The sequence below is a fragment of the Streptosporangium sp. NPDC053982 genome (genome assembly GCF_055585205.1).
This window is the reverse complement of the sequence record NZ_JBVJKQ010000013.1, coordinates 205382-217032: the sequence shown is the minus strand read 5'-3', so window position 1 is coordinate 217032 and position 11651 is coordinate 205382. Positions and strand designations below refer to the sequence as shown.

Genomic DNA, 11651 nt, shown 5'->3' with positions numbered 1-11651 from the left:
CGATCTGCCTGTAGGTGGCCGCGTCCCAGACCCGCACCGCCCCGTCGTCTCCGGCGGAGACCAGACTTTCACCATCCGGACTGAACGCCACCGAGCGCACCCAGCCGGTGTGGCCGGTGAAAGGGGCACCGATCTGCCTGTAGGTGGCCGCGTCCCAGACCCGCACCGCCCCGTCGTCTCCGGCGGAGACCAGACTTTCACCATCCGGACTGAACGCCACCGAGTACACCGAGTACACCGGGCCGGTGTGGCCGGTGAGGGGGGCGCCGATCCGCCTGTGGGTGGCCGCGTTCCAGATCCGCACCGTCCTGTCGGCTCCGGCGGAGACCAGGCGTTCGCCATCCGGGCTGAACGCCACCGAGTTCACCGCGCTGGTGTGGCCGGTGAGGGAGGCGCCGATCTGCCTGCCGGTGGCCGCGTTCCAGATCCGCACCGTCTTGTCGGCTCCGGCGGAGACCAGGCGTTCGCCATCCGGGCTGAACGCCACCGAGCGCACCCAGCCGGTGTGGCCGACGAGAGGGGCACCGACCTTCTTGCCGGTGGCCACGTTCCAGATCCGCACCGTCCCGTCGTCTCCGGCGGAAGCCAGGCGTTCACCGTCCGGCCTGAACGCCACCGAGCGCACCCAGCCGGTGTGGCCGGTGAGAGGGGCACCGAGCTGCCTGTGGGTGGCCGCGTCCCAGACCCGAACCGTGCCATCGGCGCCGGCGGAGACCAGGCGTTCGCCGTCCGGGCTGAACGCCACCGAGTTCACCGCGCCGGTGTCGCCGGTGAGGAGGGCACCGAGCTGCCTGCCGGTGGCCGCGTCCCAGACCCGAACCGTCCCGTCGTCTCCGGCGGAGACCAGGCGTTCACCATCCGGGCTGAACACCACCGAACTCACCAAGCCGGTGTGGCCGGTCAAGACAGCGCGTGCGGGTCTGCTGAGAAGCGCGGCCAGGCTCACCCGTGCCTCGTCGGTGTCGGTGATGGCTTGCGCCGCGATGGCGAGCCGCGCCGATACCACCGGGTCGTCGGGCAGGGCTTGGCTGTAGGTCGCCGCATTCTGGGAGGCGGCCTGGGCGCTGCGGGTCAACGCCAAGGCGCGTTGCCGGTCGGCCTCCCAGCTGGAACGTACCGCCACCACCGCGGTGATGACCGCGACCACCAGCAGCCCCGCCAGCACCGTGAACCGGAGCTGCTGGCGGCGCCGGGTCCGGGTGGCGACGCGGGCGCCGGCGTGCAGGAAGGCCGCGGCGGGGCCGGGCAGTCCGAACCCGTCGTAGCGGTCCGGGTCGGTCCGCCAACGCGCGGCGGCTTCTTCGGCGGCCTGCAGGCGAACTCCGCCGTACAGGAACGACGCGTCCCGGTCGCGCCGATCCCATTCGGCGGCGTCCTCCAGGATCTCGGTGTGCAGGGCGCGGTCGGCGCGCTCGTCGGCCAGCCAGCCGCGCAGCCGCGGCCAGGAGCCCAGCAGCACGTCATGGGCGATCTGGACCCGGCCGGCGTCGACGACGACGAGCCGCCTCCGGGCGAAGACCTCCAGAACCTCATCGACGGCGGCACGCTCGGCCTCGGAACGGCCGGCGTGCAGAGCGGCACGCTCGACGGTACGGCGGGCCAGAGTGTCATCGCCGGTGACGGCCGTCAGCTGCTCGAACACCCGCCGCGCCGTCTCCTGGCGATCCGGGGCCAGATCGGTGTAGGCGGAATCGGCGCTGGAGGCCACCGCCTTGGTCACCCCGCCGGTGCGGGCGTATCCCCGGCTGGTCAGCCGCTCGCCGTCGCGGTGTTCCCAGACGGTCAGCATGGTCTGCGACAGCAGCGGCAACGCCCCCGCCTCATAGCCGCCGCCCGGCGCGCGCAGCTCGCCGAGGACGACGTCGACCAGGCCCGGCTCGATTTCCAGGCCGGCTGTGTCGGCGGGGCCGGTGATCACCCGCCGCAGGTCCGTCCGCGTCATCGGGCCGACGACGAACGCCCCGTCCTGCAGGGCGGTGGCCAGGTGGGGGTGGGCGGCGCAGCGGTCGACGAAGTCACCGCGCACCGCGAGCACCACCAGCGCCGCCGCGGCGCCGTGCGGCCCGCACGGGACGGTCGCGGCCGCGTGCAACGCGGTGACGAACGCCTCCCGCTCCGCCACGGCCGGCTCGGCGGTGTCGGGGACGAGGGTGAAGACCTCCTCGAACTGGTCGACGACCAGTACGAGCCTGCCCTCGGCCACGGCCGGGAGGGTACGGCGGCGGGCGTCGGCCTCGACGGCCTGGCGCACCAGCAGCGGCGTCTGCCCGGGATCCTCTCGCAGGCCGCGCACCACGTCAGGGGCCGGAACACCCGCCAGCGCGGCCAGGGAGGTCGCCAGACGGACCAGAGGGGAGCCGGTCGGCTCCAGGATCTGCACCGGCCAGTCCCGGGCCGCCGCCGTCAGCTCACCGCGGCCGATCGCCGGCAGCAGGCCCGCGCGCAGCAGTGAGGACTTGCCCGCCCCCGAGGCCCCGGTCACCACCACCAGGCCCGGGGTGGTCAGCCGCCGGGAGACGGTGGTGACCAGCTGCGCGGTGGTCACCTCCCGGCCGTGGAAGATCTCGGCGTCGGCCTCGCCGAAGGGCACCAGCCCCCGGTACGGGCTCCCGCCACTCCAGCGTGCCCGGCCGGCGCCGGGCGTCCCGCCGGGGTGCGGCCGGGGAAGCTCCGACACCAGCTGCAGCAGTAGCCGGATGTCGGTCGCCTGCCGATACTGCAGATCCACCACCAGGCCGAGCTGCGCCCCTTGGACGTCCTGGCCGTCCCGCAGCACCCGCAGCTGATCTTCTACGGCGGCCAGCGTGAAGGCGAACTCGACGAACTCCCGGCCCAGACCGGCCAGGCCACGGGTCAGATGCGCCTGCAGGTCGCGGTCTCCTACCTCGATCGTCGCCTCGATCGCGGCGCCGACCGCGCCGACCTCCTCCAGCAGGCGCGCGATCTCCGCGCGCAACTCCTCGGCCTCGGGCCCGCCGCTCTCCAGGATCCGCTGGATGCGCTGCTCCAGCTCGGCCTCCAGCGCCTCCCGCGAGGACTCGCCGCCGACGGCGTCGTCACCGCTGTTTCGGCCGAGGCGGGCGATGCCTGTCTTGACGATGTCGGTCAGCAGGTTGCCGCCGACCGCGGTGGCGGCTCCGAGCATCGCGGCCCCCGCCGTGGCCTCGCCCGGTTCCAGGAACGCCCCGAACGCCCCGGCCGACAGTATCGCCAGCAGCGCCGGAGTCGACCAGCGGCGCGCTCCGGAGACAGAGGTGCGGGCCAGCCGTGCCACCCGGGCCCGTACCCCGGCCCGCATCAGCTCCGACCGAGCCTCCTGCCCCTCCTGCTCCTCAGCGCTCACCCCGCCACTATCACCCACCCGGGGCCGGAAAGTCCGCACAATCCCGATCCCCGGCCAGACGCCCCCGAACCGGGTCGTCGCCGGCGACGTGGGAGTGGACGCCGTCCCGCATCGGGTGGCCGGCACCCGGCGACGGAAGGCGGGACGGATCGCGGATCCAGGTGTGGTGAGGCTGGTGACCGATCAGCCGCGGCGGCGCAGTTCGTCGTTGATGCGCAGGGCTTCGGTGAGCTGGTCTTCCAGGATGATGATGCGGCAGGCGGCCTCCAGGGCGGTGCCCTGGTCGACCAGTTCCCGGGCGCGGGCGGCCAGTCGCAGCTGGTAGCGCGAGTAGCGGCGGTGGCCGCCTTCGGATCGCTGCGGCTCGATCAGCTTGGCGGCGCCGAGGCTGCGCAGGAAGGCCGGGGTGACGCCGAGGATCTCCGCTGCCCGGCCCATGCTGTAGGCGGGGTAGTTCTCGTCATCGAGTTTCCGGCCGGGCCCGTCGTCGGCCGTGTCCTTGCCGCCGGCCGCATCGGGTGACGTCCGGGCCGCCTTGTCACCGGCCGCGTCGGGGGGTGTGCGGGCCGCCTTCGTCTTCGCTTTCCCAGCGATGTCCCGGGCGCCAGAGCCCGGGGATATGACTGATTGATCCATAAAACCTTCCCTAACGCGGACAGGGGCCCCGGCGCCATGATGCGCCGGGGCCCAATTGAGGTTCAACACCATCTACCGGCCCTGTGACCGGTTCACTGCTTCCGCACCGGCCGCCCGAGAGGGCGAGGGTGCGGGGATCGCGTATGCGTGACCGTGAACCACCGTCCAATCCGTGGAGGTGCGGCACCCGTGCGGCGAACTTCAGCCGACGACGGGCGATCCTGATGGCGTTCAACGCTCCCTTCGGTATCTCTACTTCTACTTCGACTTCATCCGCCACTGCTTCGGCAGCGCGTCCACGGCCAGGACCCTTCCACTTCGTCGGCCCCGGCACGTCCGACCTTCTGCCGTCCATCTACCTCGTCTTCTGCTGTCCACGTGCGTCCGGGCAGTTCGTCGTGGTGCTTGCGTACTGCTCTGCCCTCGTGGATCCGTCCCTTGCGATGTCAGAAACCCTACCCTCCCTCATCGCGAATGTCTACCGTCGCCACTACAGATTTTCGGCCACGGAGAGAGCAGACCCTCCATCCGGATCCGCGCGATCAGGGGCGGCCTCGGCGACACGGCCGCCATCAGGGCCGAAGCCGATGAGGACCACCCCCGGCCACCCTCATTTTTCGTAAGCCGCCTTGCAATATATTCGTAAGGCGGCTTACGATTTTCGCATGATGGACGTCTCCACGCCTTCCGCCTACACCGCCCTGGTCGACCGGTACGGCGCCCCGCTCGGCGTCGAAGAGGCCCGCACCCACTGGGGGGCACTGGTGCGCGCCGCCCGGGAGGGCCGCACCACGCTGATCACCCGCGAACACTGGGAATGGGCCGCCCTCGTCCCCATGAGCGAGGTCACCGGCCCGATGATGGGCCTGCCCACCTGGCCCGCGACCTCGGCCCGCGCCAAGCTCGGCGACCTCGTCCGCCAGGCCGGCCGCCCCAGTGGCTCGGCGATCCTGCTGACCCGCCACCGCACGCCGATCGCCGCCCTGTGCCCCGCCGACTCCCTCGCCCCGCGCCCGGTCCCCCCCGACCTCCTGGACGCCGAGGCGCTGCTGCGCGACGGCGCGCAGATCGTCCTGCGGTTCGGCCCCGGGCGGACCGGTCGCCTCGATGACGACGGAGCGGCGACCGCCGGGCCGGTCGAGCCGGTCTACCACGCCAGCGTCCGCGGGCCCGCCGGCACCGAGGTCGCCGCCGGCTCCGGCGCCGGAATCAACGAGGCGCTGCAGAGCCTGCGACCGCACCACCGCCCCGGCATCACCGACCACCCGCCACTCTGAGCACCTTCGATCCGCCCGGACTCCGGCGCATCCGCGTGATCGCCTCGGAGATCAGCCGTCTGAAGAACGGGCACCGCGGCTTCCGCCGCATCCACCATCTCCCCCCCCCCGTGAAAGGTCCCCCCCTCCCCCGTGAAAGGCCGCCCCCGCATGATCCCCACCGACGGCTCACAGCCCAGCTCCGCCCGCATCTACGCCTGCCTGATCGGCAGCAAGGACACCCACCGCGCCGACCGCGAAGCCGCCGAGACGCTCGTCAGCGCCTTCCCCAGCGTCCGCGACAGCGGCCGCGCCAACCGCGGGTTCCTGCTGCGCGCCGTCCGCGACCTCGCCGCCGCCGGCATCACCCAGTTCCTCGACCTCGGATCGGGACTGCCCGTCCACCCCGACGTCCACGACATCGCCCGCGAAACCCACCCCGACGCCCGCGTCGTCCACGTCGACAACGACCCCGCCGTCGTGGCCCACAGCCAGGCCGTCGTCGACGGCGGCGGCGTCGTCACCATCGCCGGCGACCTCCGCGACCCCGAGGCCATCCTCGGCAACGCGGACGTACGGGCGACCCTCGACTTCACCCGGCCCCTCGGCGTGCTCGCGGTCGGCGTCCTGCACTTCATCCCCGGCGACGTCCACGCCGTCATCGCGACCCTCCGCGACGCCCTCGCCCCGGGAAGCTGCCTGGCCGCCACCCACGCCTGCTCCGACACCATGTCGGAGCAGGAACTCGATCTCGGCAAAGCCGTCTACGCCCAGACCGCCAACCCCGTGCATCCCCGCACCCGGACCGAGATCCACCACCTGTTCGACGGCTTCGACATCCTTCCCCCCGGCGTCGTCTTCCCCGCCGACTGGCGGCCCGCCCCCGACATCGAGCTCTATCCCGAAACGGCCCACGAGATCCTCGCCGGCGTCGGCCGGCTCCCTGCCCGCTGAACCTCCGATGAGCGGGGCGGGCCGCCGGGGACGGCCGGTTCAGAAGTCGCCTCCCGTCTCCTCGGGGACCAGGTGGCCCGCTCCCTCCGGCACGTTCGAGGAGCGCGGCGCCGGGCGGACCCTCCGCGCCGCTCCCCCGTCCATGCTCCGGGCCCGATCGGCGGGAGCTCGCGGGGCATTGATTTTGTCGCAAGTTATGACGCACACTGTTAATACAAACCTTGCGACAAAAGGAGACGCCATGACCCGCGAGTCATCGCCGGACGCCGGCCCGCCGGCGCGTGCGGCCGATCTGCGGTCGGCCGCCGAATGGCTGGCCGGGCACGACCTGGGCGACGCCCAGCCGACCCCGCTGCTGGCCGGCCGGCTGGCGGTCCGCAAACGCGCCCGCCTCGCCACCCACGTCATCCTGGCCGCGCTGATCCTCGTGAGCGCGCTCGTCACGGCCCTCAGCGGCTTCCAGCCGTATCGCCCGCTGCCGCTGCTCGCCCTGACCGCGTCGGTGGCCGGACTGCTGCTGGCGCAGTCGCTGCTCGACCGGTGGGTGCGGCGCGTCGACCAGCGGGCGGGCGCGACGCTGTCCCGCAGGGCCACCCATCTGGTCCAGCCCGGCTGGCGCGCCGTGCTCGGCCGGCCGTACGCCGTCTTCGCGGTCGCCACGTCCGCCGGCGCGGTGGTGCTGGCCGGGAGCGCCCTGGCAGTTCCCGACCCCGCCGTACGGCAACCGGCCGTCGTCCTGCTGATCGGCCTGCTCGGCGTGACGGCCATCATCGCCGTGCAGCTGCGTCACCTGCTCGGGCACCCGGTCGTGGCCGAGGACGAGGAGTCGCTGACCGCCGACGTCATCATGCGCGTCGAGGACGCCCGCGACCTCAACCTGCCGGCCGTGCAGTGGTCGCTGCCCGTGGTGCTGCTGTTCGGCACCGCGCCCGGCTGGTGGAGAGCCGCCGCGATCGCCTACCTGATCCTGAGCCTGGTCACGGGCGTCGTGCTCCACGCCAGGACGCCGTCGAGCGCGACGACGGCCCGGCGGGCCATGGGCGTCCGATGATCGTCATCGACGCGGCCTCGCCGGTGCCGCCGTTCGAGCAGCTGCGGGCCCAGCTCGCCCGGCAGATCCAGGACCGCACGCTGGCCGTGGGCGCCCGGCTGCCGACCATCCGTCACCTCGCGGCCGACCTGGGCCTGGCCGTCAACACGGTCGGCCGGGCCTACCGGGAGCTGGAGGAGGCGGGGCTGATCGAGACGCGCGGGCGGGCGGGCTCGTTCGTGTCGGCCTCCGGCGAGGAAGGCCGGGAGCGGGCCCGCCGGGCCGCCGCCGACTACGCGGCCGTGATCGCCAGCGTCGGCCTCGACGCGGGCGAGGCGATCCGCATCGTGCAGGCGGCTCTGGCGTCCGGCACGACGGCACCGGCCTCGCCATGACCGCGCCCCGACCGCTCCTGCAGCCCCCGGGCCCCTCGACGCCGGGGCCCGGGTGTCCGCCGCCTCGTCACCGGTGAGGAGTGGTCAGTCGCCGCCGTCGCCGTCGCCACCGCCGTACCCGCCTCCACCGAATCCGGCACCCGCGCCGCTGTCGGAATAGCCGGACCGGCGCATTTTCTTTAGCTTTTCCTCGATCTCCCGATCCCGCTTCCGCTGCACCTTCCTCGCGTACCTGTCCGCGGCGCGACTGCCGGAGCCTCTGCCGGAACTGGAACTGGAACTGGAGCCGGAGCCGGAGCCGGAGCCGTCCAACGCGTAGAGGACGACTCCGATGATTATCAGGATCACCAGCACTTCCACGGTCTGCCTCCTACGCTCGCCAAGCCGATGACTTCGCACCGGTTTGACGCCCATGTCATTACACGGGCGCTTCTCTTCGCAGGTCGGATGGCGGCGGTCGCCCGTGGAACGCGGACGTGACAGTCACCACCTGGGCAACATTCAATAATCAGGAATCAGAATTATCCAGAGGAACTAGACAGCGGTCCCCGGAGGGGACTTGAGCAGCGACGCGGCCTCGTCGAGGTAACCGCCACGACGCCGCCGCAACGCGCCGGCCGCCATGCGGATCAGATCGATGTTGACTCCGGCGGCGCCACTGGGGTCGTGCACCTTCAGCTTCACGTCCAGGGAAACCGTGGTCTCACCCCAGGCCTGCGCCTCGATGTTGATGTGCGCCACCTTGTGCGACCTCAGGTGCGGCAGATATCCCAGCGGAGCGACCTGCACCCGGGCGGACGCCTCGCCCTCCGAGGCGAGGGCGTTGAGCTTGGACCGCATCTTGGTGTCGCCGTTCTCGGCCAGGTTGCGGAAGTCCTCGGTGCCTCCCAGGTTGACCTGGTATGAGCTGGTGAGGGTGAGCCCGCGCTCCTCCAGCAGCCGCAGCAGCGCGTGATGCACGACCGAGGTGCCGAACTGGCTGGTCAGGTCGTCGCCCAGCAGCGGCACCCCGGCCGCGGCATAGCGGTCCAGCAGCCGCGGATCACGGGCCACCGGATCGGAGGTGGTGTTGACGAACGCCGCTCCCGCCCGCAGCGCCGCCTCCGCGTAGGCGCGCGCCGTCTCCGGCCGGCCACTGGGAGCGGCATAGAGCACGACCTCCGCTCCGGCGAGTTCCCCGGCCACCCGATCCACCTCGGCGCCGTCGGCGGTGTCGGTAATGCCCCGGCACACCGCGACGCCGGAGAGCGGCAGCTCGCCGGTGATCCGCGGGTAGTTGTTGGGCGGCAGGAAGATCACCTCGGACAGGTCCCGTCCGATCTTCTCCGGCGAGGTGGCGAAGGCCGCCACGAAGTCGACATCGCCCACGCCCAGCCCCTCCAGCATCGGCCGGCGAATCCCCGCCGCACTCCCCGAGGCCCGGTACAGCGCTATCCCCTGCACCAGCGCGGACACGTTGTTGCCGACACCGACCACCGCGACCTTCACCCGTTCGATCATGAACGCAAGACTACGGGCACCTGCGGCCGGGCCCTCGGCACGCCGGAGCCGGACACCGCGCGACGGGGACACGGTCCGTCGGCCACCCATTTGACCTAAACCATGGTTCAGGTTGAAGAGTGGGCCGCACGTTCTCCCCATGAAGGGTGCTTGCTCATGCGTGCGATCCAGGTGGCCGCGTTCGGCGGTCCTGAGGTGCTGTCCCCGGTGGAACTGCCCGACCCGGAGCCCGGCCCGGGTCAGGTCGTCGTCGGCATGGCCGCGGCGGACGTCATCTTCCTCGACACCCTGCTGCGCAGCGGCTGGGGCCGGGACTTCTTCCCGCGCGAGCTGCCGTACATCCCGGGCGGCGGCGGATCGGGGGAGGTCGTGGCGGTCGGCGAGGGCGTGGACCCGGCGTGGACCGGCCGGCGGGTGGTCGCCCGTACCGGCACCGGCTATGCCGAGCGGGTCGTCGCCGACGTCGGCGAGATCATGCCGATCCCCGACGGAATGACCTTCGAGACGGCGGCGGCGCTGGTGCACGACGGCACGACCGCGATCATGATGGAACGGCTGGGTACGGCGCAGAAGGGCGAGTGGGTGCTGGTGACCGCGGCGGCCGGCGGAGCGGGCTCGCTGCTGGTGCAGCTGGCCGTCGACGCCGGCGCGCGGGTGGTCGCCGCCGCGTCCAGCGACGCCAAGCTGGCGCTGGCCCGCGAACTGGGCGCGGAGGTCACCGTCGACTACACGCGGCCGGACTGGATCGAGCGGGTCCGCGAGGCGACCGGCGGCGGCGCCGCGCTGGTCTACGACGGCGCGGGCGGCCCGCTCGGCACGGCCGCCCTGAACGCGCTGGCCGACGGCGGGCGGTTCGTCACCTACGGCACCGCCGAGGGCTTCGCCGCCCCGGACCGGGAGCTGGCCGCACGCCGTGAACTGCGGGTGTTCACCCCGCTGGCCGACGGCCGGCCGACCCGGGAGGCCGCGCGCGAACGGCTGGCCCTGGCACTGGAGCTGACCGCGGAGGGACGACTGCGGCCCGCGATCGGCGCGACCTACCCGCTGGAGCGGGCCGCCGACGCCCACCGCGCACTGGCCGCCCGCATCACGGTGGGCAAGTCACTGCTGCTGCCCGGCGCCACCGGGGCCTGACCGGCCGCCGGGCCGGGGGCCGCGTGACGACGACGGGACCGGAGTGGCGGGAACGACGGCGGAGGCCGGCCCGCACTCCGCGGTGTACGGTGCGCGGTGAGCGGTGCGCGTTCCCGGGTCTGACCGACCAGGTCCTCGGGGCCGGCGGAAGCGGGAAACCCCGTGCCGGCCCCCCACATCTCCGCGAACCGGCCGTCCTCGAAGCGGAAGATCTCGAACAGCGTGGGCCGCGCGTCGCCGTCCGGGACCTCGATCCCCTCGACGACCGAGCGGACGGCGGCCCGGTCGCCGTCGACCAGGATGTCCTCGGCGATGACGCGCATGCCGGGGAACCGGGTGGTGACCGCCCGCCATGCCTCCTTGCCCGCCTCGAACCCGGCGATGCCGAGCGGGTGGCTGAAGAAACCGGGGGTGTGCAGGTCGGCGGCCTGGTCGAACCGCCGGCTGTTGAAACACTCCTGCATCCGCCGGATCAGGTCGGCGGCGTCCTCGCGTGTGGTCATCGGCGTGCTCTCCTCGCGGTCGGCGGATCGGGGCACGGGAAACGGCGCGCACTCCAACCGGTGCGCCGCCCCGCTTACAGACACACTATACGGTGCGACGCCCCGGTTATACTGATCCCGACATGTCCAGCCAGCCACCCAAGCCGGTTTCGGCGTCGGCCCCCGGCGGCGACCGGGAGCTGCGGGCCGACGCGCGCCGCAACCGCGAGCGGGTCCTGCGGACCGCGCAGCGCCTCTTCGCGACCGAGGGTCTCGGCGTCCCGCTCGACGAGATCGCCCGCCGCGCGGGTGTCGGCCCCGGCACCGTCCACCGGCACTTCCCGACGAAGGAAGCGCTGTATCTCGCCGTCGCGACCGACCAGATCCGGCGGTTGGTGGCGGAGGCGGAGGCACTCGCCGCATCCGGCGACCCCGCGGCCCTGTTCACACTGCTGTCCGCGATGATGACCAGCGGCGCCGAGAACGTGGCGGTGAAGAGCGCCCTCGTGGCCGCCGAGTTCGACCTGCGCACCGCCGCCCCCGACCTCGCGGCCGACCTCACCCGCCACGTCGCGGACCTGCTGGACCGCGCGCACGCGGCCGGCGCCGTACGGCCCGACCTCGCCGCCGACGAGGTGATGGCGCTGGTCGCCGGGGCCTTCGCCGCGATCCGCCACGCCGGCGCGGAGACCAGTCGCGAACGCTCCGCGCACCTCGCCCGTCTCATCCTCGACGGGCTACGACCCCAGGCCCGGTGAAGGGCCCACGACCCACGACCTCAGACGCGGTGAGCGGCTCACGACCCGTTCGCCCGGCGACACCGCCGTACCCGGCGTTCTCCCCGCGAGCCCCCATCGGACCCCTTGCGAGTCCGCCCGCGTGACACGCCGGTCCGCGTGCCCAGGAAAGCCGGCGCCCAGA

General features: G+C 72.9%; 11 protein-coding genes. 6 read left to right on the top strand and 5 right to left on the bottom strand.

Going from position 1 to position 11651, the window contains the following annotated elements; genetic code table 11:
- Together ACZ6W9_RS24890 and ACZ6W9_RS24885 are read right to left on the bottom strand one after the other, a co-directional pair.
- Positions 1-3343, bottom strand: a 3343-nt coding sequence (locus tag ACZ6W9_RS24890; RefSeq protein WP_470119874.1) for an nSTAND1 domain-containing NTPase, incomplete at its 3' end; no start/stop codon positions are given.
- A 183-nt stretch (positions 3344-3526) separates the two neighbouring features.
- Positions 3527-3781, bottom strand: a complete 255-nt coding sequence (locus tag ACZ6W9_RS24885; RefSeq protein WP_362931691.1) for a MerR family transcriptional regulator — start codon at positions 3779-3781, stop codon at positions 3527-3529.
- 863 nt (positions 3782-4644) lie between these two features.
- On the opposite strand from ACZ6W9_RS24885, the gene ACZ6W9_RS24880 reads away from it, so the two are divergent.
- The 4 genes from ACZ6W9_RS24880 (at position 4645) to ACZ6W9_RS24865 (ending at position 7614) form a co-directional block, all read left to right on the top strand.
- Complete coding sequence (locus ACZ6W9_RS24880; RefSeq protein ID WP_389957436.1) at positions 4645-5256, top strand: hypothetical protein; 612 nt, start codon at positions 4645-4647, stop codon at positions 5254-5256.
- 150 nt (positions 5257-5406) lie between these two features.
- Positions 5407-6189 (top strand): SAM-dependent methyltransferase, encoded by a 783-nt coding sequence (locus ACZ6W9_RS24875; protein WP_470119871.1) that lies wholly within the window; start codon positions 5407-5409, stop codon positions 6187-6189.
- Positions 6190-6430: 241 nt separating this feature from the next.
- Complete coding sequence (locus ACZ6W9_RS24870; protein ID WP_470119869.1) at positions 6431-7240, top strand: hypothetical protein; 810 nt, start codon at positions 6431-6433, stop codon at positions 7238-7240.
- On the top strand, positions 7237-7614 hold the full coding sequence (locus tag ACZ6W9_RS24865; RefSeq protein WP_470119867.1) for a GntR family transcriptional regulator: 378 nt from the start codon (positions 7237-7239) through the stop codon (positions 7612-7614). The genes ACZ6W9_RS24870 and ACZ6W9_RS24865 overlap by 4 nt, the downstream gene beginning before the upstream one ends.
- 84 nt (positions 7615-7698) lie before the next feature.
- Here the strand turns inward: ACZ6W9_RS24865 and ACZ6W9_RS24860 are convergent, their stop codons facing one another.
- On the bottom strand, positions 7699-7974 hold the full coding sequence (locus tag ACZ6W9_RS24860) for a hypothetical protein (protein ID WP_470119865.1): 276 nt from the start codon (positions 7972-7974) through the stop codon (positions 7699-7701).
- 174 nt (positions 7975-8148) lie between these two features.
- Positions 8149-9114, bottom strand: a complete 966-nt coding sequence (locus ACZ6W9_RS24855) for a hypothetical protein (protein ID WP_389957448.1) — start codon at positions 9112-9114, stop codon at positions 8149-8151.
- A gap of 156 nt (positions 9115-9270) precedes the next feature.
- On the opposite strand from ACZ6W9_RS24855, the gene ACZ6W9_RS24850 reads away from it, so the two are divergent.
- Positions 9271-10248 carry a zinc-binding dehydrogenase gene (locus ACZ6W9_RS24850; protein WP_470119863.1) on the top strand — a complete coding sequence of 326 codons (978 nt, stop codon included), beginning with the start codon at positions 9271-9273 and terminating at the stop codon, positions 10246-10248.
- Here the strand turns inward: ACZ6W9_RS24850 and ACZ6W9_RS24845 are convergent.
- Entirely contained in the window at positions 10152-10751 is a 600-nt protein-coding gene (locus ACZ6W9_RS24845) for an ester cyclase (RefSeq protein ID WP_470119861.1), read from the bottom strand. The genes ACZ6W9_RS24850 and ACZ6W9_RS24845 overlap by 97 nt on opposite strands.
- A 122-nt stretch (positions 10752-10873) precedes the next feature.
- Between ACZ6W9_RS24845 and ACZ6W9_RS24840 the strand changes: the two genes are divergently transcribed.
- Entirely contained in the window at positions 10874-11488 is a 615-nt protein-coding gene (locus tag ACZ6W9_RS24840) for an SbtR family transcriptional regulator (protein WP_470119859.1), read from the top strand.
- The last annotated feature ends 163 nt before the right edge of the window (positions 11489-11651 follow it).